Below are 22,536 nucleotides of genomic sequence, written 5' to 3' on the forward strand. Positions count from 1 at the left end.
GGATGTCATCATTGTCTTCAAAGCAAGTGTTCTCAGTGCACGTGCTTCGTTGGTTCGCGTCCAGAGTCATCGCCCAGCACCTCGGCTGGCAGGTCCTTGGTCGAAACTACCGCCCTTCCCTGTCTCACGGCCTGCGCGATCGCTGAGCCGGTGAGCTGGTAGATCTCCCGGGCGCTCAAGTGCGCCAGCGCCAGGACAAAGGCCTTGTCAGGCGCCCGGCCCATACGCACCCCGGCGTCCTCGGTGGCAGCCGCGACCACCGCATGCGCCACCCGGATGGCTTGCTCGGCATCGGGCATGCAGATGTGGAACGCCCGCATACGAGACCTCAAGGTCGGAGCGATCAGCCAGGGGTAGTTGCTGGTGGCGATCCAAGTGATGAGGCTGGCATCAAGCTCTACCTCCACACTCTGGTCCCTCACCCGGCTTGCGCTCACCGGCTCCAGCAGGCTGTGCAGCACCGCGGTGGGATCGGCGGATCGACTAAAGCCTGTCGCCTTGTCCAGCTCATCGAGGATCACCACCGGGTTGGCGTAATCTCCCTGTGCCAGCATCTCAAACACCAGCCCCACGCGCGTATTGCCCCAGGTCACCTCCGAGCCAAGCAAGGCCGATGAGGTCTCGGCTTGGTCCATCGGGTGGCGCCGAACCGGTACACCCAGGACTTTGGCCAGCGTCTCGCAGAAGTGGGTCTTGCCCACACCGGGAGGTCCAGCGAGCAACATGGGCGGGATGCCCACCGGGCGGCGGCTGACTTTGGCCAACGCCAGCCGATCGGCCACAAACCGGATCACTTCCGAGAAGTGGGGGTGGGTCTGCTCCAGGGCCAGCACCGCATCGAGGTTGCGGGGAGTTTCAACCCGCCGCCAAGCGCCTTTGGGCTCCAGGTCTTTGAAGATGGCCGCGTTGCGCTTTCGCACATCGGCGTCGCTGATCTGTTTGCTCTCGCGCAGCTTTTCCAAGGCCTCGGGGTCGTAGACGCGTAACTTCCTCTTGACGGGCAAGGTTTCGACTTGCTTGTGGAAGGCGTGCGGGTCCGCATTGCGGATGGGAAGTCCCTTGCGTCGCATACGTCGGGCTTCACCCTTCGCCTTCTGGTCCGACCCGACCTTGCGCGGCGTTCCCTCGGCGAAGGCGGCCTCTGTCTGGGCTTTCTCGTCCTCCTTCTTTTCGCGCTCTTTGCGTTCAGCTTCTCGCACGGTCTCGGCGTCGAGCTGATCCTTGAGATTCTGTGTGATCAGCAAGAGTTTGCGGTCGGCGTAGCGTTCTGCGGACGACTGCTCCACGAACTGGCCGTCGGCCACGAACTGAACGCGGCCGGGGCTGCCAGGGTCACCGGAAACATCTGGACTGGAAGATGAAGTTGGACAGGCGCCAGGCGTCGAAGTGACCGGCTGAATGCTCTCGAGCACTTCCACCCTAAGCTCGGTGCTTTCGGTAGCGGGATGAATGCGCACGCGGATCCTCTTCATTTGAGAGCCCGCAGCTTCTTGTAGTGCGCCACACGGATGCTCTCAATATCAGGGGGAACACCATGGCGACCGAAGCGCCGGCTGATCTGTCCGTTCTCGCAGAAGGACAGGGCCACGACCGCTTCCTGCCGCTTGCGCACCAAGTAGTCGTTGAGCAGCTTCACCAGCCGCATAGCATTGGGTCCTGTGAAGTTGAGGGTGTAAACCTGCTTGTTGTGTCCAATCTGGCGGCGCACCGCGTAGATCACACTGGGCACGCTCACACAGCGCTGGAAATGCTCTAGCGTCTGAAGGCAGTTCTGAGAAATGGACACGATCAGGCGGAAGATCGACCTGCGGTTCGGAAACGGTTGCATCACGATGGCAATGCACCCGTCGCCATCGAGCATGCCAGCGGCCCATTCCAGGCTGGGACGAGGCCAACGATCAGAAGGTCGATCGACTGAAAGCGCCATGGAGCAATCCGCCTGCCCCGGATCGTCGGCACGTGAATCAGGGATCGCCGCAGGGATGCCACTGGAGGGAATGTCCTCGGTGTCCCCAACCGCCAGCACATCTACTCCATCGCTCGGCATGAACCGTTCGTTCGGATCGTCGACACCTTCCCACTGGGCGAACTCCCGTTCTTCGTCAGACTCGCTCCACGGGAATAGAGGGAGACGGCGTTGCCGGCCATCCACCCTGCCAGAGGAGACGCCATCACCGCCAGCGGGAACCACTGCAGCAGGCGCGCCAGCAGGTTGATGTGTGGGTGGCGACGACGGGTCCCCTGCAAGTGCGGGAGCGGCGTTGACGTCGACCCCATCGACACCACCGAGGCCAGCGTCTGGCGCATGGCCGCTTTCCCCGCGTGCGGAAATCGCTGAATTCATCTGAATCCCATATTTGTCTCGGGCGAGACCCAGCGCGTCTCCAAACGCCCGGCCCAGTCGCGCCACATGAGGATCCACCGGATTCTTGGACAACGGGCCGAAGCGGCTGCCCAGGCGGAACTCTTTCTCGCCCTCTCCGCTCCACAGCGCGCGCAGCCGCTGGGCATCTTCCGGCTCCAGCTTTTCCAGGCGATCAAGAAGCGCTGCAAGCATTTGCACGGTGGACGGATGGGCGCGCCTGCTCATCTCCCCTTGCGTAAGGCGCGATGCGGCGTCGGACACCATGGAAAGTGGCTTGTTAGGCAGGTTCAGCGCGCCAAGATCGGCGAGCACGGCAGCCAGGCGCACCAACGAGGCTTCGTCCCGATCAAGTTCGAAGTCGTTCAATCGCATGGCAGCAAGGATGCCCGTCCGCAGAGCATGGCTGCGTCCTGGCAACGCTAAAGACAACGCGGGCGGCGCGGTCGATGCATGCAGCGCACGTTCAATGTCCGGACGGCTGATCGCGGCCACCAGGAGTGCCTGGTGCACCGGCTTGAGACTGGCCAACACGCAGTGCAGGTCCAGTTCCACCGACTCGTGCAATCCCAGATGGCGCAGCACCCAGGGCGTGGCAGCTGGCTGCGGATGTGTCTTGCCAAACTGCTGGAGCACCAACACATCGGACGGTACATTGGGCATCGCGTGCTTCATCAGCTCGAGCTCGTAGACGCCCGGCTGTGGAATCCAGCGGGTGCCATGCACCGATGGCAGAAGTACGGTCTGGTCACCAGCGCCCAGGCGTGCCAGGGACATGCAACCGGAGACGTCCATCGTGCCGCTGCGTCCGACGCCGAGCTGCGTGACGATATCCATGAATCGCTGGTCGACTGGAGATGCAATCGATCCGAACGGTTGTGCGGCGCTGATGTGCGCGATCACCCGGATCACAGAGAACGGGTCGAGCAGTTCACCGCAGACGTTGGTGAACTCGCCATTGGGATCTGAGAGGTACGCGCTTGGGTAGGTTGTTGATGTCACGGTTCACTCCATACGGTCGATGAGACAATCAGAACGACAAAATCTTTCCCGGGACAATTTTTTGTCGTTCCAAATGACATTTTAAACGATCTAATGTCACCGTCAAGAGTTTTTTGTCATCCTGAGTGAAAAATCGTCTTGGAGCATGCAGTGATCAAGTGCCACCTATCCCGACTGATGGGGGAGCGAAAGCTCAAGATCAGCGACGTCGCAAGGGACACCGGCTTGCACCGCAATACCATCACACTGCTCTATCAAGAAACAGCAACTAGGATTGATCTGGAAGCCGTCGAGACGCTATGCCGCTACTTCAGTGTGGGCGTCGGTGATCTGTTTGAGTACATCGACACTCCCTCATCGGATCCTGAGAGTCCGTAGTCAGATGTGAATGTCATCGCTCTGGGCGGGTTGCTGTTCTCCCCGATCTAGCTGAGATCGTAGGGAGTGAAACTACAGGCCGCATTGGCAGCGCCGTTGACTCTGTGTGTGATCAGGTTCAGCGTATTCCCGCCCGGCTGCACTAAGCATCTGGGCACCTATTCGGACAAATCTCCGTCCGCCGAGATCGCTCGGGTACGGCATCCGTCATTAGGCGCGTTGCACTCGCGGTGCCTCAAGCGCTCGACGAAGTCTTGACAAAGAGTTGACGAGGACGAGATGTCGGCAATGCTATTGACGACTTCTTGTCGCGCGCTAGACAAAGTCTTGACGAAGGTATGACGGCGACTTGTCAGTGAACCGACCCAGGGTTCTAGCAGGAACAACTCTCTGAGAGAAGTGAGCCACAAGCAAGAAGTCAAACAAGTATTCACCCTAGATCCGAGCGCGCAGTGCAGGAGCATCTAAGTGAGTACCCTCGCAGTAGGCGGCCACCGCCCCCATGTCCGCCTTGCGCGCGTCAGCTCGTCAAGACACTCGTCGGCATGGAACTGCAGCAAAGTGCAGCGCTGATTGCGCAACTTAGTTGCCTCGATCGATAGTTAGACTGAAAGATGGTCAGCGAAGGGATCGAGCCTTCTGCCGCTCGCACGCGTGGCGATATGGGGTTCTTCATCGCCCGCCGCGGGCAACTCTCAACGACGTTGCGAGCCAGGCTTGTACGCCCGGAGATCTCGCGGATGAACATCTGCTCACGCAATGCCCAGCGTCTACGACGCGCAGTGCCGCCACGTCCATCACTCGTGAAATCTGGACACACAGTTGACGATGACGCGATGCCGGAGACGTTGTTGACGCCTACTTGTCACACGCTTGGCAAAGTCTTGACGAAGACATGACCGCAACTTGTCGGCGTACGGGGTCACCGTCCATTGCTGCACCGCCCTTCGATTGCAGGCCAGCTTATCAGTGAATCAATGTGATGAAGCATTCGACCCGATTGCGCCAGTAGCCATAGATTAGGCTGAAATGCGTGTTTCAATGCGGCCTCCGGACAAGCCAAGCATGTCGCTCAGACTTTTCACAATAACCGGGCGGTGGTGAGCTTGGAGCGCTCGCACCTGTGGGACTGCAACCAAACAATTGGAAAGTGGCACCGAACGCTGCTTTCGAAGATGCCTGCTCGTCGTCACCAAGCGCACGCTTCAATGCGTCGCACCGTCGACCGGCTTGGCGTGCAGCATCGTCTTGATCAGCTTGCCACACACTCCTCGTCAATGTTGCGAGGCGAGCCCGCGCGCATGTCGTCGTAAAGACCGCCAAGCCCGCGCTCAAAGAATCGAGTGGGCGACGTGCCTGCCGTGGACTCGTTCAGACGCAGGTGGCCAATGATCGGTCTGTTGACCTCACCATCGCAAGATGCTCATGAGGATGCGAGTTCGCTAGGACACTTGGTCACGCCTCATTGACAGAAGGACTGCGAAGCCGCGCTCGCGCTGCAAGCGGCAGCTGCATCAACCGTATTCCAAAAACGATTCCAAATTCCAAAAGACAAACGGGGCAACCACCGTTAAGTGATTGCCCCGCTTGGGATTTTTGGCGGAGTGGACGGGGCTCGAACCCGCGACCCCCGGCGTGACAGGCCGGTATTCTAACCAACTGAACTACCACTCCTGGTAGATGGCGTTCGTTCTTGCGAACCAAGTGCCAACCACTTGTTGCCTACTTGCCTTGCGGCTTGTTTGGCGACCCTACGGGGATTCGAACCCCGGTACTCACCGTGAAAGGGTGATGTCCTAGGCCTCTAGACGATAGGGTCATAACCTGGACTCAAAGAGCTTTCCATTGTAGCAGCGACAGAGCTTGTTTTTTCTGCCGATGCCGCGATGAAAACCTCTTCGCGACTTCAATCCTTGGTGGAGGTAAGCGGGATCGAACCGCTGACCTCTTGCATGCCATGCAAGCGCTCTCCCAGCTGAGCTATACCCCCACAGGGTTTGCTGACCGCCCTTTGCGACTTGTCGCTCAGTGCATTTCAGCAAGCCTCAAATTATAGGCGATTTTTTCAGGCGTTCTGCAAACGGTGCAGAACAACGTCACGATTTTGCAGTTCGAGCACCGCATCGAGCGACGGCGTCTGGGCCGTGCCCATCACCAGCACGCGCACCGGCATGGCCAGTTGCGGCATCTTCAGGCCGTGCGCGGCGAGCACTTCCTTGATGGCCGCCGAGAGGCTGGCCTTGTCCCAGGCACAGGCCGCGAGCTTCTCCGCCAGCGTGGCCAGCACGGGCCGCACGGCGTCGGTGATGTGTTGCGCGCGCTCGTCGGCGTTGGGCGTGATGTCGGCGTAGAAAGCCTTGGCCCACTGGGCCAGCACCACGGTGGTGTCGCAGCGGTCCTTGAACAGGCCGCAGATGCGCGGCAGGCGCACGTCCGTCGTGATGCCCTGCTGCTGCAGGTGCGCGGCCACCAGCGGCGCGAGCGCGTCGTCGGCCATGGCCTTGAGGTGCTGCGCGTTGACCCACTTGAGCTTGGCTTCGTCGAACTGCGCGGCGCTGCGGCCCAGGTGGTCGAGGTTGAACCATTCGAGGAACTGCGCGCGGCTGAAGATCTCGTCGTCGCCGTGGCTCCAGCCCAGGCGCGCGAGGTAGTTCACCATGGCGTCGGGCAGGTAGCCTTCGTCGCGGTACTGCGTGACGGGCTTGGCGCCGTTGCGCTTGCTCATCTTCTCGCCCTGCTCGTTGAGCACGGTGGGCAGGTGGGCGTACACCGGCGGCTCCTTGCCGAGCGCGCGGAAGATGTTGATCTGGCGCGGCGTGTTGTTCACGTGGTCGTCGCCGCGGATCACGTGGCTGATGGCCATGTCGATGTCGTCCACCACCACGCAGAAGTTGTAGGTGGGCGTGCCGTCGGGCCGCGCGATCACGAGGTCGTCGAGTTCGTCGTTGGCGATCTCGATGCGGCCCTTGACCTTGTCGTCCCAGGCCACCACGCCGCCCTGCGGGTTCTTGAAGCGCAACACGGGTTTCACGCCTTCGGGCACGGGCGGCAGGGTCTTGCCGGGCTCGGGCCGCCAGGTGCCGTCGTAGCGCGGCTTCTCTTTCGCGGCCATCTGCTTCTCGCGCAGCGCATCGAGCTCGGCCACGCTCATGTAGCAGGGGTACACCAGGCCGCCGGCCACCATCTCGGCGAGCACCGTCTTGTAGCGGTCCATGCGCTGCATCTGATAGAACGGCCCTTCGTCGTGGTCCAGGCCGAGCCACTTCATGCCTTCGATGATCACGTCCACCGCGGCTTGCGAGGAGCGCTCGAGGTCGGTGTCTTCGATGCGCAGGATGAAGGCGCCGCCGGTGGAGCGCGCGAACGCCCAGGGGTAGAGCGCGGAGCGGATGTTGCCCAGGTGGATGAAGCCGGTGGGCGACGGGGCGAAGCGGGTGCGAATGGGTGCGGACATGTCAGAAGGAAGAAAGACCACGGTCAAGATCGGCCTGGATATCGCCCAGGTGCTCCAGCCCCACCGCCACGCGGATCAGGCCTTGCACCACGCCCGCCGTCTGGCGCTGCGCTTCGGTCAGGCGGCCGTGCGAGGTGCTGGCCGGGTGGGCCACCAGGGTCTTGGTGTCGCCAAGGTTGGTGGAGAGCGACATCACCTGCAGCGAATCGAGCACGTGGAAGGCGCGCGCGCGGGCCTGCTCGGGGTCGGCGCCCTTCACCTCGAAGGACAGCACGGCACCGCCACAGCCCGACTGCTGCGCCATCGCCAGCGCGTGCTGCGGGTGGCTGGCCAGCCCGGGGTAGTACACGCGGGCCACCGACGGGTGGGCCTCCAGCCACTGCGCCAGCGCCAGGGCGTTGGCCGACTGGGCGCGCATGCGGATGTCCAGCGTCTCCAGGCCCTTGAGCACGACCCAGGCATTGAAGGGCGCCAGCGTCATGCCCGAGCTCTTGAGCACCGGCAGAAAGGTCTTGGTCACCAGTTCCTGGCTGGCGCACAGGGCGCCGGCCATCACGCGGCCCTGGCCGTCGAGGTACTTGGTGCCCGAGTGCATGACGATGTCGGCGCCCAGCGCCATGGGGCGCTGCAGGGCCGGCGTGGCGAAACAGTTGTCCACGCACAGCAGCGCGCCGGCGGCGTGGGCGATGTCGGCCAGCGCGCGGATGTCGCAGACCTCGGTGAGCGGGTTGGTCGGCGTCTCGGCGAACAGCAGGCGCGTGTTGGGCTTGACGGCCGCCTTCCAGGCCGCGACGTCGGTCTGCGACACGAAGCTGGATTCGACACCGAACTTGGCGAGGTCTGAGCCGATGAGCTTGATGGTGGAGCCGAACATGGAGTGCGAGCACACCACGTGGTCGCCGGCCTTGAGCAGACCCAGGCACATCATGAGGATGGCCGACATGCCCGAGGCGGTGGAGATGCAGGCCTCGGCGCCTTCGAGCGCGGCCAGGCGCTGCTCGAAGCTGGCCACCGTGGGGTTGCCGTAGCGGCCGTAGGTGAAGCCGTCCTCGTCGCCGGCGAAGCGGCGCGCGGCGGCTTCCGCGCTGGGTTGCACGTAGCCGCTGGTGAGGTACAGGGCCTCGGAGTTCTCGCCGTACGGGCTGCGTTCGACGGCTTCGCGCACGGCGAGCGTGTCGCGGTGCAGGTCAGGTTTCTTGGCGTTCATGAAGATGGGGTGTCAGACGACCTGGGCATTGGGCAAGGCGAGGCGCGAGGTGTCTTCCTCGCCCTCTTCGCTCTGGTCGCGGCCGGCGTTGAGGCGGGCGATGTCGGCCGGCGTGATGTCGCCGGTGACGTACACGCCGTCGAAGCACGAGGCGTCGAAGCCGTCGAGCTTGGGATTGAGCGAGCCGATGGCCTGCTTCATCGCGTCCACGTCCTGGTAGATCAGCGCGTCGCAGCCGATGATCTCGCGCACCTCGTCGACGGTGCGGCCATGGGCCACGAGTTCGTCGGGCGTGGGCATGTCGATGCCGTAGACGTTGGGGTAGCGCACGGGCGGCGCGGCGCTGGCCAGGTAGACCTTGCGTGCGCCGGCGTCGCGCGCCATCTGCACGATCTCGCGGCTGGTGGTGCCGCGCACGATGGAGTCGTCCACCAGCAGCACGTTGCGGCCCTTGAATTCGCTGCCGATCACATTGAGTTTCTGGCGCACCGATTTCTTGCGCACGCCCTGCCCCGGCATGATGAAGGTGCGGCCCACGTAGCGGTTCTTCACGAAGCCTTCGCGGTACGGCAGGCCCAGCAGCTGGGCCAGCTCCATGGCGCTCGGGCGCGAGGATTCGGGAATCGGGATCACCACATCGATCTCGTTCGGCGGCACGGTGGAGACCACGCGCTTGGCCAGCGTCACGCCCAGGTTCAGGCGCGCCTGGTAGACCGAGATGCCGTCCATCACCGAGTCGGGCCGGGCCAGGTAGACGAATTCGAAGATGCAGGGGTTGTGGCTGACCTTGTCGGCGCACTGCTCGAACTGCATCTGGCCTTCGAGGTCGACGAACACCGCTTCACCGGGCTGCAGGTCGCGCTCGAACTCGAAGCCGTTGCCCTCCAGCGTGACGGACTCGCTGGCCACCATCACGCCGCCGTCCTTGTTGCGGCCCAGGCACAGCGGGCGGATGCCATGAGGATCGCGGAAGGCCAGCAGGCCGTGGCCGGCGATCAGCGCCACCACGGCGTAGGAGCCCTTCACGCGCCGGTGCACGCCGCGCACGGCGGCGAACACGTCGGCCGGCTTGAGGGTGATGCCGCGCGTGACCTTCTCCAGCTCGTGCGCCAGCACGTTGAGCAGCACCTCGGAGTCGCTCTCGGTGTTGACGTGGCGGTGGTCGGTCTGGAACAGCTCCTGCGCCAGCGCCTTGGCGTTGGTCAGGTTGCCGTTGTGCACCAGCACCAGGCCGAAGGGCGCGTTCACGTAGAAGGGCTGCGCCTCCTCCTCGCTGAAGGCATTGCCCGCGGTGGGGTAACGCACCTGGCCCAGGCCGCACAGGCCGGGCAAGGCGCGCATGTTGCGGGTGCGGAAGATGTCGCGCACCATGCCCTTGGCCTTGTGCATGAAGAACTTGCGGCCCTGCTGGGTCACGATGCCGGCGGCATCTTGGCCCCGGTGTTGCAACAGCAACAGCGCGTCGTAGATGAGCTGATTGACTGGCGTCTTGCTGACCACGCCCACGATTCCACACATGATTGAATCCTCAGGAAAACTAACGGATATATCGGGCCACGGCCTCGGGCAACAAGGGCTTGATCTCGTGCAGCGAGGCCGACAGCACGGAAGCGGTGGCCGACTCACGCCACCACGCGGCCCCCTCCATCTGCGTCATGCTCACCACGAGCGCCACCGCCAGCAGGATCACCCCACCGCGCAAGAGGCCGAACGCGCCTCCGAGCACCCGGTCCACCGGTCGCAGGCCGACCGAGGCCACCAATTTCTGCACCAGCCAGGCCCCCAGGCCGGCGGCGAAAGCCACCACCACGAACACCAGGACAAAACCGACCGCCACCCGCATCGGCGGCGACAGGCCGTCCATCGGCAACCAGGCCCCGGCCTCGTCGGCGAAGGCCTGGGCGAGCACAAAGGCCGCCACCCAGCCTGCCACCGACAACACCTCGTACACCAGACCGCGCCACAACCCCAGCAGCACCGACAGCAGCAACACCGTGAGCAGCACCCAGTCGGTCAAGGCCATCAGCGCGTCACCCCACCCGACGTCACAGCGTCAGGACGGCGGCGGTCAGGCCCAGGGCCTTCACACGGGCGGCGGCCTTCTCGGCGTCCGCGCGGTTCTCGAACGGGCCCACACGCACCCGGATGCGCTTGCCATCGGGCGTCTGGGCGACGTGCGTGTAGGTCTTGAGACCCGCACCTTCCAGTTTCTGGCGCACGGCGCGCGCGCCGGCCTCTTCCGAAAACGCGCCCACCTGCACCACGAGGCGCTCGGCGCCAGCGGCCGGTTTGGCGGCGGCGCTGGCGGGCGCGGCGGCCGGCTTGCCTTCGAGCAGCGCGCGGGCCCGGTCGGCCTCGGCGGGCGACGGGGTGGCGGGCTTGGCGGGTGCAGGTGCAGGTGCCGGCGCGGCGGCCACGGGCGCAGGCGCCGGTGTGGGCGCTGGGGCGGGTTTGGGTGCGGCTTCGACCACTTCCTCGCGGGCACCCAGGCCCTCACGCACCGTCAGCGGTGCGCTGGCGGCGGCGGCAGGCGGCTTGGCGGCGGCGGGCTTGGCGACCGGCGCGGGCGTGCCCTTGGCCGGGATCTCGATGGGAATGTCGACGGGAATCGGGCGTGGCTGCGTGTCGAACAGCAGCGGGAAGCCGACCACGCCCAGCAGCACGAGCACGCTGGCGCCGATCAGGCGGTGGCGGGCGCGGCGGCGCACGGCCTCGATGCTCTGCGGCGGGGGGGTCGAGGCGTTGCCCTGGGAACCTGAACGGGATTTGAACATCGGGGGGACCGTGGCGATAAAAGGCTAGGCGGACAGGTGTTTCGCCGACATTCGGGGCACGCCGTCCTGCAATACGCCACCCACGGTGTAGAACGATCCGAAGACCACGATTCTATCAGCGGGGTCCGCGGCGGACACCGCGGCCCGCAGGGCGTCCATGGGGTCGGTGTGCCTTCCCGCCACCCGGCCCTTGCACTGGGGATGGGCCTCCAGCTGTTCGGCCAGGGCCGTGGCCGAACTGGCGCGCGGCAGGGGCAGGTTGGTGAGGTGCCAGCGGTCGATCAGCGGCGCGATGCGGTCCAGCATGGCGCCCAGGTCCTTGTCGGCCATGGCGCCGAACACGGCGTGCGTGGTGGGGTAGAAGCCCATGGCGTCGAGGTTGGCCGCGAGCGCGGCCACCGAATGCGGGTTGTGCGCCACGTCCAGCACCAGGGTGGGCGTGCCCGGCACGATCTGGAAGCGCCCGGGCAGCTCCACCAGGGCCAGGCCGTTGCGCACCGCCTGCGCCGTCACCGGCAGCCGCCCGCGCAGGGCCTCCACCGCCGCCAGCACGCCCGAGGCGTTGACCAGCTGGTTCGCGCCGCGCAGCGCCGGGTAGGCCAGGCCGGCGTAGCGCCGCCCGCCGTGCGAGGGGTGCATGGCCCAGCCCCATTGCTGCTGGTCGCCCGCGAAATGGAAGTCCTTGCCCAGGCGCCAGAGCTCGGCGCCGATCTCCAGCGCGCGGTCCAGGATGCTCTGCGGCGGCACCGGGTCGCTCACCACCACCGGGCGGCCGGTGCGCATGATGCCGGCCTTCTCGAATCCGATGGCCTCGCGGTCGTTGCCCAGCAGGGCCATGTGGTCGAGGGCGATGCTCGTGATGACCGCGCAATCGGCGTCGATGATGTTCACCGCGTCCAGCCGGCCGCCCAGGCCCACCTCGAGAATCGCCACGTCCAGCCCGCTGCGCGAGAGCGTGCGCAGGATGGCGAGCGTGGTGATTTCGAAATAGCTCAGGCTGATCTCGCCGCCCTCGTCGCCGGCCTGGCCCTTGCGGGCCACCTCCACCTCGGCGAAGGCCGGCACCAGGTCGCTGGCGGCCACCGCCTCGCCCGCGACGCGGCAGCGTTCCTCGAAATGCACCAGGTGGGGCGAGGTGTAGACGCCGGTGCGGTAGCCCGACTGCGTGTAGACGGCCTCCAGCATCGCGCAGGTGGAACCCTTGCCGTTGGTGCCGGCGACCGTGATCACCGGGCAGTCCAGCGCCAGCCCCATGCGCTGGGCCACGCGCTGCACGCGGTCCAGCCCCATGTCGATGGTGACCGGGTGCAGGCGTTCGGCATGGGCCAGCCAGTCGGCCAGGGTGGTGGGGTGATCGGGCACGGGAATGTCAAGCATGGGCAGGATTGTCCCATCGCCGTCCCGAACCCGGGGCCGCGGGGACATGGCGGACAATGCGGGCCATGATCACCGTTCATGGCATCCCCAACTGCGACACCGTCAAGAAGGCCCGCACCTGGCTGGCGGAACACGGCGTCGAGCACCACTTCCACGATTTCAAGAAACAGGGCGTGCCCGAGGCCGCGCTCGACCGCTGGCTGGCCGCCGCCGGCTGGGACACCGTGATCAATCGCAAGGGCACCACCTGGCGCCAGCTCGACGAGGCCACTCGCACCGGCGTGAAAGACGCCGCGAGCGCCCGCGCCGTGGCGCTGGCGAACCCGAGCGTGATCAAGCGCCCGGTCGTGCAGTGGGCCGACGGTGCCATCACCGTGGGCTTCGACGCCACCGCCTGGCAGCAGCGCCTCTGAGCCGGCGCGGCGCGCCCCGGCCCGCGGCCTAAAATCGCGGTTTCGCCTTTCGTCTTCGCTTTACTCCCCCTCCAACACCATGAGCACCACCCAATTCGACGGCGTGACCGTCAACACCCAGGCCAACGTGTACTTCGACGGCAAGTGCGTCAGCCACGGCATCACCCTGGCCGATGGCACGAAAAAGTCGGTCGGCGTGGTGCTGCCCGCCACCCTCACCTTCAACACCGGCGCGCCCGAGATCATGGAATGCGTGGCCGGCGGCTGCGAGTACCTGCTGGCGGGCACCACGGAGTGGAAGAAGTCGGGCCCTGGCGAGAAATTCAACGTGCCGGGCAACAGCAGCTTCCAGATCCGCGTGACCGAGCCCTACCACTACATCTGCCATTTCGGCTGATCGACCCTCGCCGCCGAAAGAACGAACGCCATGGCCACCATTCTTCAGAACCTCCCCACCCAACAGAAAGTCGGCATCGCCTTCTCCGGCGGCCTGGACACCTCCGCCGCGCTGCTGTGGATGAAGCAGAAGGGCGCGATCCCCTACGCCTACACCGCCAACCTGGGCCAGCCCGACGAGCCGGACTACGACGAGATCCCGCGCAAGGCCCTGGCCTACGGCGCCGAGAAGGCGCGCCTGATCGACTGCCGCACGCAGCTGGCGCACGAAGGCATTGCCGCGCTGCAGTGCGGCGCCTTCCACATCAGCACGGCCGGCGTGACCTACTTCAACACCACGCCGCTGGGCCGCGCGGTCACGGGCACCATGCTGGTGGCCGCGATGAAGGAGGACGACGTCCACATCTGGGGCGACGGCTCGACCTTCAAGGGCAACGACATCGAGCGCTTCTACCGCTATGGCCTGCTGACCAATCCGAGCCTGAAGATCTACAAGCCCTGGCTGGACCAGCTGTTCATCGACGAGCTGGGCGGCCGCGCCGAGATGAGCGCGTTCATGACGGCCAATGGCTTCGGCTACAAGATGAGTGCCGAGAAGGCCTACAGCACCGACAGCAACATGCTGGGCGCCACGCACGAGGCCAAGGACCTGGAGCACCTCAACAGCGGCATCCGCATCGTCAACCCGATCATGGGCGTGCCGTTCTGGCGCGAGGACTGCGCGGTGAAGGCCGAGGAGGTGACGGTGCGTTTCGAAGAGGGCCAGCCGGTGGCGCTCAATGGCGAGACGTTTGCGAGCCCGGTGGACCTGATCCTGAAGGCCAATCAGATCGGCGGGCGCCATGGCCTGGGCATGAGCGATCAGATCGAGAACCGCATCATCGAGGCCAAGAGCCGTGGCATTTACGAGGCCCCGGGCCTGGCGCTGCTGTTCATCGCCTATGAGCGTCTGGTGACGGGCATCCACAACGAGGACACGATCGAGCAGTACCGCATCAACGGTCTGCGCCTGGGCCGGTTGCTGTACCAGGGCCGCTGGTTCGATCCGCAGGCCATCATGTTGCGCGAGACGGCGCAGCGCTGGGTGGCGCGTGCGATCACGGGCGAGGTGACGGTGGAGCTGCGCCGGGGCAACGACTATTCGATCCTGAACACCGAGAGCGCGAACCTCACGTACGCGCCGGAGCGGCTGAGCATGGAGAAGGTGGAGGACGCGCCGTTCTCGCCGCTGGACCGCATCGGCCAGCTGACCATGCGCAATCTCGACATCACCGACACGCGGGCCAAGCTGGGCATCTATGCCAAGAGCGGTCTTCTGTCTCTGGGTGAGGGTTCCCAGATGCTGAAGCTCGAAGGCGAATAACGTCTTTCTTTCAGTGACCTCGCGGGGTCGGGGCGCTCCGGCGCTCTGCTCCGCGGGTGTCCCCCGGCGGCTGGTGCCGCCTCCTCCTTTACCCCGCTGCGCAGAACGCCGGAGCACCCCGACCCGGGGAGATGCTGGCGCTTGCGCTTTTCCCTCTTGTTGGCGTGCCTATCGGCTGGCAGGTCCGACGACGTCGGGTGGTTGGCGCAGCGAAGTAAAGGAGGAGGCGGCACCAGCCGCCGGGGGACATTCGCGGAGCCGACCACCCGGCGACGGCGGACCCGAAGAAGCGCAGGCGAGAAACCTCAGACCACGACAGGCTCAGGCTCCAGCAAGATCCCGAACCGCTCATACACACTGGTCTGGATGGCCTTCGCCAGGGTCATCACCTCCCCCCCGGTCGCCCCACCCCGGTTCACCAGCACCAGCGCCTGCTTCTCGTAGACCCCGGCATTCCCCACGCCCCGGCCCTTCCAGCCACAGGCGTCGATCAGCCAACCCGCTGCCAGCTTGATGCTGCCGTCGGCCATCGGGTAGTGCACCACCTTCGGGTCGCGCGCGATGATGTCCGCGCACTGCTCCACGCTCACCGTCGGGTTCTTGAAGAAACTGCCCGCGTTGCCGATCACCGCCGGGTCCGGCAGCTTCGCGCGCCGGATCGCGCAGATCCAGTCGAAGATCTGCTGCGCGTCGGGATGGGACATGCCGGTCTCGGCCATCCGGCGCTCCAGGTCCGCATAGCCCAGCACCGGCTTCCAGGGCTTGGGCAGCCAGAAACGCACCCGCGTGATCAGCGCGCGCCCCGCCAGGCCCAGGCCCTTCTCGCCCGCCGGCGTGTGCTTGAACACCGAGTCCCGGTAACCGAAACCGCACTGCGCGGCGTTCAGGGTGAAACTCTGCCCGGTCTGCAGGTCGATCGCGTCCAGCTCATGAAAACGGTCCTGCAGCTCCACGCCATAGGCCCCGATGTTCTGCACCGGCGACGCACCCACACAACCCGGAATCAGGGCCAGGTTCTCCAGCCCCGGCCAGCCCTGCGCCAGCGTCCAGGCCACGGTCTCGTGCCAGTTCTCGCCCGCGCCCGCCTCCACCAGCCAGCCCCGGGCCGACTCCTCCACCAGCCGGCGCCCGCGGATCTCCACCTTGAGCACCAGCGGCTTGATGTCGCCCGTCACCACCAGGTTGCTGCCGCCGCCCAGCACGAAGGGCGGCGCCTCGCGCGTGAGCGCGGGCCAATCGGCACCCGCCATGAGCGCGCGCAGCGCCGCTTCGTCGCGCACGCGGGCCAGCCGCAGCGCGCGCGCCACGATGCCAAAACTGTTGTATGGCTGGAGCGCCACGTTGTTCTCGACTACCATCCCCGGATTGTCTCACCCACCCTCAGGATTCATCAGCCATGCCTTCTTTTGACACCGTACTCGAAGCCGATTTCGTCGAAGTGAAAAACGCGGTGGACCAGGTGACGCGCGAGATCGGCACGCGCTTCGATTTCAAGGGCACCGGTGCCGCCATCGAGCTCAAGGAAAAAGAGAAAGAAATCATCCTGCACGGCGACGCCGAGTTTCAGCTGCAGCAGATCGACGACGTGCTGCGCGGCAAGCTCACCAAGCGCGGCGTGGACGCGCGTTTCCTCGACGTCGGCAAGGTCGAAAAAGCCGGCGGCGACAAGGTCAAGCAGGTCGTCAAGGTGCGCAACGGCATCAGCACCGAAGACGGCAAGAAGATCCAGCAGGTCATCAAGGGCAGCAAGCTCAAGGTGCAGGGCGCGATCCAGGGCGATGCGGTGCGCGTGACCGGGGCCAAGCGCGACGACCTGCAGGCCGCCATGGCGCTGATCCGCGGCGAGCTCAAGGACCTGCCGCTGTCCTTCAACAATTTCAGAGATTAAGTGAACACCCCCTGCGCCGCCTTCGGCGTCACCCTCCTCCAGGGGGGCGGCGCTGGCGGCCCGGCAAAGCCGGTTCCGCGGCGCCTCTGGCCCAAGGCCTCGGCGCTCGTGGCGGGTCTTCTTCTGGCGCTGCCCGCCCTGTCCCAGCAGGTCGCACTCTCGGGTGTGGCCGGTGGCAAGGCGCTGGTGAACATCGATGGCGCCGCGCCGCGTTTCATGAGCCCCGGCCAGATCCAGCAAGGTGTGAAGCTGCTGAGCCTGCAGGGCGAGGCGGCCGTGTTCGACATCAACGGCCAGCGCCTGACCCTGCGGGTGGGCGATGCGCCGGTCAGCCTGGGCCGGTCTTCATCGGGCCAGGATGGCGGTGGTGCCCAGCGCATCGTGCTCACCGCCGACGCCCAGGGCCACTTCATGCCCACCGGCCAGATCAACGGGCGCACCGTGCAGTTCATGGTGGACACCGGCGCGACCACGGTGATCCTCAGCGAGTCCGATGCCAAACGCATCCAGCTGGACTACAGCAAGGGCCGCAAAGTGGGTGTGGCCACCGCCAATGGCCGCGTCGTGGGCCATCAGGTGCAACTGGACTCGGTGCGCGTGGGCGACGCCCAGGTGTACAGCGTCGCGGCCATCGTGCTGCCGCAACCCATGACCTATGTGCTGCTGGGCAACAGCTTTCTCACGCGCTTTCAGATGCAGCGCCACAACGACCAGCTGACGCTGGAGCGGCGCTATTAGAGCGTCACCCCCGCGGCGCTTCGCGTCACCCCCTCAAGGGGGCAACACCTGCGGCCCGGCAAAGCCGGTTCCGCGGTGTTTCTGGATCAAGCGGTCTGTGTTTGTGCGGCCGTCACCACGATCTCGATGCGCCAGGCCGGGTTGGCCAGCGCGGCCTGCACCGTGGCGCGCGGCGGCGCGGTGCCCGGCACCACCCAGGCGTCCCACACCTCGTTCATGGCCGCGATGTCGCGGATGTCCGTGAGGTAGATCTGCGCGCGCAGGATGCGCGACTTGTCGCTGCCCGCTTCGAGCAGGCGCTGCTGCACCTGCTCCAGCACGTCATGCGTCTGGCCCGCGATGTCGGTGTCGCCGCGCTCGGGCACCATGCCCGCGAGGTAGACCACGCCGTTGAACACCGCGGCCTCGCTGTAGCGCGCGGCCATGCCGATGCGGGTGATGTCCTTGTGCAGATCGCTCATTTCTTCTTCGCTCCCAGTTTGCTTTCGGTGCCGGCCAGCAGGCGGTTGATGTTTTCCGAATGCCGCCACACCAGCAGCAGGCCCATGACGGCCAGGCTCAGCACCTGCACGCCCGGTGCGTCCCAGGCCACCCGGTTGCCGAGCAGGAAGTAGGCCGGCGCGAAGACCGCCGTGACGATGGAGGCGAGCGACGAATAGCGGAAGAAGATGGCGATGATCAGCCAGGTCGCGAGCGCCGCCAGCCCCAGCCAGGGCTGGAACGCGAGGATCACGCCCGCGGCCGTGGCCACGCCCTTGCCGCCCTGGAAGCGGAAGAACACCGGGTACAGGTGGCCCAGGAAGGCCGCCAGGCCCACCAGCGCCACCGTGCCGTCGCCCAGGCCATAGGCCTCGCCCCACCACTTCACCGCCATCACGGGCAGCCAGCCCTTGAAGGCATCGAGCAGCAGGGTGATGACAGCCGCCGCCTTGTTGCCCGAGCGCAGCACGTTGGTGGCGCCCGGGTTCTTGCTGCCGTAGGTGCGCGGGTCGTTCAGCCCCATGAGGCGGCTCACCAGCACGGCGAAGGACAGCGAGCCGATCAGGTAGGCGGCCAGCGTGGCCAGCAAGGGGTAGGTCATGAAGCAAGCTCCTCGTTCTCGTGGGGCCACCGCGTCTGCGCGCGAAGCCGTGTCTGGGCGGCTATTCTGCCAGCGCGCAGTTCACCGGCTTGGCGCCCAGGGGACCGGCGAGCACCGCCGGATCGATGCCGACGAGAAAACCCCGGCGCCCGCCGTTGATCCAGATCTTCGGCAAGGTCAGCACCGTGGCCTCCACCCACACCGGCATGTCGCGCTTGAGGCCGAACGGCGAGGTGCCGCCCACGAAGTAACCGCTGTGCCGGTTGGCGACCTCGGGCTTGCAAGGCTCGACCGACTTGGCGCCGATCTGCCGCGCCAGGTTCTTGGTGGAAACGGTGCGGTTGCCGTGCATCAGCACCGCCAGCGGCCTGGCCGCCTCGTCCTGCATGATCAGCGTCTTCACCACGGCGAAGGGGTCGAACCCGAGCACCTGCGCGCTGTGCTGCGCGCCACCGTGCTCCAGGTACTCGTAGGGGTGCTCGGTGAACACCACGCCATGCGCCTTGAGCCAGGCGGTGGCGGGCGTTTCACTCACGTGCGATTTTTTTGCCATGGAGGATTTTCAGGTCCGCAGTGGCTTCGGCCAAAGATGCCGTGGAACCGGCTTTGCCGGGCCACTGGCATCGCCCCCTTGAGGGGGTCGCGCGAAGCGCGGCGGGGGTGTTCCGATCACTGCGCGGGGTCGCGGCTCTCCCAGCGGATCGCATCGATCGCCGCCAGCAGCTCCGGCGAGAGCTTCGTGTCCCAGGCGTCCAGGCACTCGTCGAGCTGGGCCAGCGTCGTCACACCGATGATGGTGCTGGCCACGCGCCGGTTGGTGTAGCAGAAGGCCAGCGCGAGTTGCGAAGGCGTGAGGCCGTGTTCGCGCGCCAGCGCGTTGTAGCGGCGCGCGGTGTCCAGCGCTTCGGGCCGGCCCCAGCGCTGCTTGCGCATCGATTCGTAGATCGCCATGCGGCCCGCGTTGCCCACCAGGCCGGTCTCGTCGTACTTGCCGCTCAGCAGGCCAAAGCCCAGCGGCGAATACGCCAGCAGCGACACATCCAGCCGGTGGCAGGTTTCGTCGAGCCCGTTCTCGTAGCTGCGGTTGATCAGGCAGTACGGGTTCTGCACCGTGGCCACGCGCGGCAGGCCGTGCTGCTCGGCCAGGCGCACGAACTCGTGCACGCCATAGGGGGTCTCGTTGGACAGGCCGATGGCCTTGACCTTGCCGGCCTTCACCAGCTCGGCCAGGGCTTCGAGCTGCTCGAGCACCGAAGGCGCCGGCTTGTCCTTGGCCGGGTCGAAATAGATCGCGCCAAAGGCCGGCACGTTGCGCGCGGGCCAGTGGATCTGGTAGAGGTCGATCACCTCGGTCTGCAGGCGGCGCAGGCTGGCTTCGCAGGCTTCGATGATGCCGGCCTTGCTCATCTCCGGGCGCAGCCAGGGCATGCCACGCGCCGGTCCGGCCACCTTGGTGGCCAGCACCAGCTTGTCGCGCGCGCCCGGCCGCTTGGCGAACCAGTTGCCCAGGATGGTTTCGGTGGAGCCGCTGGTGTCGGCGCGCGCCGGCACCGAGTACATCTCGGCCGCGTCGAGGAAGCTGATCTCACGCTCCAGCGCGCGATCCAGGATGCGGTGCGCGGTGGCTTCGTCCACCTGCTCGCCAAACGTCATGGTGCCCAGGCAGATCGGGGGCACGCGCAGCGCGCTGGTGCCCAGTGGTACGTTCTTCATGCAAGTATTTGTAAATAGGAACTGCGGAAGGTTTCGGCTGAAACCCGTAGGGGTATAAGTTTAGGGTGCCTTGCACGTCTCAATCGACCTTCAACCAAGCAGTGGAGAAAAACCATGTCCAACTTCAACATCCATCTGACCCGAGGCCTGACGGTCACCACACTGGCCGCGGCGCTCGCCCTGGCCGGTTGCGCCAACATGAGTGAAACGCAAAGCGGCACCGCCAAAGGCGCCGGCATCGGTGCCGTCGCGGGCGCCCTGCTCGGCGCGGCCACGGGCGGCTCCAAGGGCGCGGCCACGGGCGCCGTGCTCGGTGCCGGCGCGGGCGCGGTGGGTGGCTACGTCTGGTCCAACAAGATGCAGGAGCAGAAGAAGCAGATGGAGGCCGCCACGGCGGGCACCGGCATCGGGGTGAGCCAGACCACCGACAACCGCCTCAAGCTCGACGTGCCGGCCGACGCCGGTTTCGCCACCGGCCGCTCCACCGTGAGCCCCACGCTGCAGCGCGTGCTGGGCCAGTTCGCCGGCACGCTCAATGCCAACCCGGTGACCGCCGTGGCCATCGTGGGCCACACCGACAGCACCGGCAGCGACGCCGTGAACAACCCGCTGTCGTTCGACCGCGCCAACGCCACGCGCGACTACCTGGTCTCACGCGGCGTCGCCGCCAGCCGCATCGCCACCGATGGCCAGGGCTCGCGCCAGCCAGTCGCCGACAACGCCACGCCCCAAGGCCGCGCCGCCAACCGCCGCGTCGAAATCTACGTGGCCGAGCCCGCACAAACCGCAGCGCGCTAAGTCGGAGCGAGGCAGCCCAACCAGTGACACCGAGGAACCGGCTTTGCCGGGCCTCTGGTGTCGCCCCCCTTCAAGGGGGGTCGCGCGAAGCGCGGCAGGGGGTGCTTCAAAGTTTCGCCATCACGTGGCGTGCGACCGTGTAGTCCTCCAGCGCGTACATCGACATGTCCTTGCCATAGCCACTGGCCTTCATGCCGCCATGCGGCATCTCGTTGGCCAGCATGAAGTGGGTGTTGATCCAGGTGCAGCCGTACTGCAGCTTGCGCGCCACGCGCAGCGCGCGCGACACGTCCTGCGTCCACACCGATGAAGCCAGGCCGTACTCCGAATCGTTGGCCCAGGTCACGGCCTCCTCGGGGTCGGTGAAGCGCGTCACCGACACCACCGGCCCGAACACCTCGCGGCGCACGATCTCGTCGTCCTGCCGCGCCCCCGCGATCACCGTGGGTTCGTAGAAGAAACCGCTGCCCGAGCGCATCTTGCCGCCGGCGGTGACTTCCATGTGGCCCAGCATCTGCGCGCGCTCCACGAAGCTCGCCACACGGTCGCGCTGGCGGTCGGTGATCAGCGGGCCCAGTTCCACGCCCGCCTCGTCCTGCGTGCCCATCTGGATGGTCTTGACCGCGCTGCTGAGGTCGGCCACCAGGCGGTCGTACACCTTGGCGCCCGCGTAGAGCCGGCAGGCCGCCGTGCAGTCCTGCCCCGCGTTGTAGTAACCGAAGGTGCGGATGCCCTCCACCACCGCGTCGATGTCGGCGTCGTCGAACACCAGCACCGGCGCCTTGCCGCCCAGCTCCAGGTGCGTGCGCTTGAGCGTGCCGGTGGCGGCCTGCAGGATCTTGCGGCCGGTGGACACGTCGCCGGTGAGCGAGACCATGCGCACCAGCGGGTGCTCCACCAGCGGCTGGCCCACGCTGGGGCCGCGCCCGCAGACCACGTTGAACACCCCCTTGGGCAATATCTCGGCCACCACGCGCGCGAGCATCAGCGTGGTCAGCGGCGTCTGCTCGCTGGGTTTGAGCACCACGGTGTTGCCGGCCGCGAGCGCGGGCGCGCATTTCCACGCGGCCATCATCAGCGGGTAGTTCCAGGGCGCGATCGAACCGACCACGCCCACCGGGTCGCGCCGGATCATGCTGGTGTGGCCCGGCAGGTACTCGCCGGCCACCGAACCCGTCATGCAGCGCGCGGCGCCCGCGAAGAAGCGGAAGCAGTCGACGATGGCCGGGATCTCGTCCTCCAGCGCGCGCAGATACGGCTTGCCGCAGTTGAGCGACTCCAGCCGAGCGAACTGCTCGGCGCGCTGCTCGATGGCATCGGCCACCTTGAGCAGCAGGCGCGAGCGCTCCATGGGCGTGGTCTCGCTCCAGCTGTCGAACGCGCGGCTGGCCCCCAGCACCGCCTTGTGGATCTGTTCGTACGAGGCCTCGGGCACCTGCGCGATGACCTCGCCCGTGGCCGGGTTCAGCACGCGCTCGCGCTCGCCCTCGCCGGCCACGAACTGGCCGTCGATGTACAGCTCGGTCGACATCGGGACTTGGAAATCGGGGGTCTTGCCCATGGTGGTCTCCGTCGGGGTGGAAGGGGTTCGG

21 protein-coding genes and 3 tRNA genes are annotated in these 22,536 nt (G+C 66.2%); 7 read left to right on the forward strand and 17 right to left on the reverse strand.

Annotated elements, in window-relative coordinates:
• Positions 1-32 precede the first annotated feature (32 nt).
• Together ABSY19_RS06300 and ABSY19_RS06305 are read right to left on the reverse strand one after the other, a co-directional pair.
• The gene (locus ABSY19_RS06300; RefSeq protein WP_382160240.1) at positions 33-1,472 is read right to left on the reverse strand and encodes an AAA family ATPase; all 1,440 of its coding nucleotides are present in this window, start codon (positions 1,470-1,472) and stop codon (positions 33-35) included.
• Complete coding sequence (locus ABSY19_RS06305; protein WP_382160243.1) at positions 1,469-3,364, reverse strand: hypothetical protein; 1,896 nt, start codon at positions 3,362-3,364, stop codon at positions 1,469-1,471. The genes ABSY19_RS06300 and ABSY19_RS06305 overlap by 4 nt, the downstream gene beginning before the upstream one ends.
• A 150-nt stretch (positions 3,365-3,514) precedes the next feature.
• On the opposite strand from ABSY19_RS06305, the gene ABSY19_RS06310 reads away from it, so the two are divergent.
• Positions 3,515-3,742 carry a helix-turn-helix domain-containing protein gene (locus ABSY19_RS06310; RefSeq protein WP_382160246.1) on the forward strand — a complete coding sequence of 76 codons (228 nt, stop codon included), beginning with the start codon at positions 3,515-3,517 and terminating at the stop codon, positions 3,740-3,742.
• Between the two features lie 1,597 nt (positions 3,743-5,339).
• On the opposite strand, the gene ABSY19_RS06315 is transcribed toward ABSY19_RS06310, so the two are convergent.
• From ABSY19_RS06315 to folC, 9 genes are all read right to left on the reverse strand, one after another.
• Positions 5,340-5,416: transfer RNA gene (locus ABSY19_RS06315), tRNA-Asp, on the reverse strand.
• A gap of 69 nt (positions 5,417-5,485) precedes the next feature.
• Positions 5,486-5,561, reverse strand: a tRNA-Glu gene (locus ABSY19_RS06320).
• Between the two features lie 95 nt (positions 5,562-5,656).
• A tRNA-Ala gene (locus ABSY19_RS06325) sits at positions 5,657-5,732 on the reverse strand.
• A 75-nt stretch (positions 5,733-5,807) separates the two neighbouring features.
• Positions 5,808-7,196 carry a glutamate--tRNA ligase gene (gene gltX, locus ABSY19_RS06330; RefSeq protein ID WP_382160248.1) on the reverse strand — a complete coding sequence of 463 codons (1,389 nt, stop codon included), beginning with the start codon at positions 7,194-7,196 and terminating at the stop codon, positions 5,808-5,810.
• A gap of 1 nt (position 7,197) precedes the next feature.
• Positions 7,198-8,403, reverse strand: coding sequence for an O-succinylhomoserine sulfhydrylase (locus ABSY19_RS06335; protein ID WP_382160251.1), 1,206 nt, complete (start codon positions 8,401-8,403; stop codon positions 7,198-7,200).
• 12 nt (positions 8,404-8,415) lie between these two features.
• Positions 8,416-9,921, reverse strand: a complete 1,506-nt coding sequence (gene purF, locus ABSY19_RS06340) for an amidophosphoribosyltransferase (protein WP_382160254.1) — start codon at positions 9,919-9,921, stop codon at positions 8,416-8,418.
• 19 nt (positions 9,922-9,940) lie between these two features.
• Positions 9,941-10,426, reverse strand: coding sequence for a CvpA family protein (locus ABSY19_RS06345; RefSeq protein ID WP_382160256.1), 486 nt, complete (start codon positions 10,424-10,426; stop codon positions 9,941-9,943).
• Positions 10,427-10,448: 22 nt separating this feature from the next.
• Positions 10,449-11,177, reverse strand: coding sequence for an SPOR domain-containing protein (locus ABSY19_RS06350; RefSeq protein WP_382160259.1), 729 nt, complete (start codon positions 11,175-11,177; stop codon positions 10,449-10,451).
• 24 nt (positions 11,178-11,201) lie between these two features.
• Positions 11,202-12,554, reverse strand: a complete 1,353-nt coding sequence (gene folC / locus ABSY19_RS06355) for a bifunctional tetrahydrofolate synthase/dihydrofolate synthase (protein ID WP_382160262.1) — start codon at positions 12,552-12,554, stop codon at positions 11,202-11,204.
• Between the two features lie 65 nt (positions 12,555-12,619).
• Between folC and ABSY19_RS06360 the strand changes: the two genes are divergently transcribed.
• The 3 genes from ABSY19_RS06360 (at position 12,620) to argG (ending at position 14,726) form a co-directional block, all read left to right on the forward strand.
• Entirely contained in the window at positions 12,620-12,967 is a 348-nt protein-coding gene (locus ABSY19_RS06360) for an ArsC family reductase (RefSeq protein WP_382160264.1), read from the forward strand.
• A gap of 79 nt (positions 12,968-13,046) precedes the next feature.
• A complete protein-coding gene (locus ABSY19_RS06365; RefSeq protein ID WP_291112815.1) occupies positions 13,047-13,364 on the forward strand; it encodes a pyrimidine/purine nucleoside phosphorylase in 318 nt (105 codons plus the stop codon).
• A 30-nt stretch (positions 13,365-13,394) separates the two neighbouring features.
• On the forward strand, positions 13,395-14,726 hold the full coding sequence (argG, locus tag ABSY19_RS06370) for an argininosuccinate synthase (protein WP_382160267.1): 1,332 nt from the start codon (positions 13,395-13,397) through the stop codon (positions 14,724-14,726).
• A gap of 305 nt (positions 14,727-15,031) precedes the next feature.
• Here the strand turns inward: argG and murB are convergent, their stop codons facing one another.
• Positions 15,032-16,084: a UDP-N-acetylmuramate dehydrogenase gene (gene murB / locus ABSY19_RS06375; protein ID WP_382160270.1), complete on the reverse strand. Its 1,053-nt coding sequence runs from the start codon at positions 16,082-16,084 to the stop codon at positions 15,032-15,034.
• Between the two features lie 38 nt (positions 16,085-16,122).
• Between murB and ABSY19_RS06380 the strand changes: the two genes are divergently transcribed.
• Positions 16,123-16,614, forward strand: a complete 492-nt coding sequence (locus ABSY19_RS06380; protein WP_382160272.1) for a YajQ family cyclic di-GMP-binding protein — start codon at positions 16,123-16,125, stop codon at positions 16,612-16,614.
• Entirely contained in the window at positions 16,615-17,352 is a 738-nt protein-coding gene (locus ABSY19_RS06385; RefSeq protein WP_382160275.1) for a TIGR02281 family clan AA aspartic protease, read from the forward strand.
• Between the two features lie 86 nt (positions 17,353-17,438).
• On the opposite strand, the gene ABSY19_RS06390 is transcribed toward ABSY19_RS06385, so the two are convergent.
• The 4 genes from ABSY19_RS06390 to ABSY19_RS06405 form a co-directional block, all read right to left on the reverse strand.
• Positions 17,439-17,813, reverse strand: a complete 375-nt coding sequence (locus tag ABSY19_RS06390) for a RidA family protein (protein ID WP_382160278.1) — start codon at positions 17,811-17,813, stop codon at positions 17,439-17,441.
• Entirely contained in the window at positions 17,810-18,433 is a 624-nt protein-coding gene (gene plsY / locus ABSY19_RS06395) for a glycerol-3-phosphate 1-O-acyltransferase PlsY (protein ID WP_382160281.1), read from the reverse strand. Before plsY ends, ABSY19_RS06390 begins: the two co-directional genes overlap by 4 nt.
• 61 nt (positions 18,434-18,494) lie before the next feature.
• Positions 18,495-18,986 carry an aminoacyl-tRNA deacylase gene (locus ABSY19_RS06400; RefSeq protein ID WP_291112822.1) on the reverse strand — a complete coding sequence of 164 codons (492 nt, stop codon included), beginning with the start codon at positions 18,984-18,986 and terminating at the stop codon, positions 18,495-18,497.
• A 116-nt stretch (positions 18,987-19,102) separates the two neighbouring features.
• A complete protein-coding gene (locus tag ABSY19_RS06405; protein WP_382160284.1) occupies positions 19,103-20,146 on the reverse strand; it encodes an aldo/keto reductase in 1,044 nt (347 codons plus the stop codon).
• A gap of 114 nt (positions 20,147-20,260) precedes the next feature.
• On the opposite strand from ABSY19_RS06405, the gene ABSY19_RS06410 reads away from it, so the two are divergent.
• Entirely contained in the window at positions 20,261-20,944 is a 684-nt protein-coding gene (locus ABSY19_RS06410; RefSeq protein WP_382160287.1) for an OmpA family protein, read from the forward strand.
• 106 nt (positions 20,945-21,050) lie between these two features.
• On the opposite strand, the gene ABSY19_RS06415 is transcribed toward ABSY19_RS06410, so the two are convergent.
• Complete coding sequence (locus ABSY19_RS06415) at positions 21,051-22,505, reverse strand: gamma-aminobutyraldehyde dehydrogenase (protein WP_382160290.1); 1,455 nt, start codon at positions 22,503-22,505, stop codon at positions 21,051-21,053.
• Positions 22,506-22,536 lie beyond the last annotated feature (31 nt).

It is taken from the genome of Hydrogenophaga sp. ANAO-22 (genome assembly GCF_042466645.1).
Lineage (GTDB): Bacteria > Pseudomonadota > Gammaproteobacteria > Burkholderiales > Burkholderiaceae_C > Hydrogenophaga.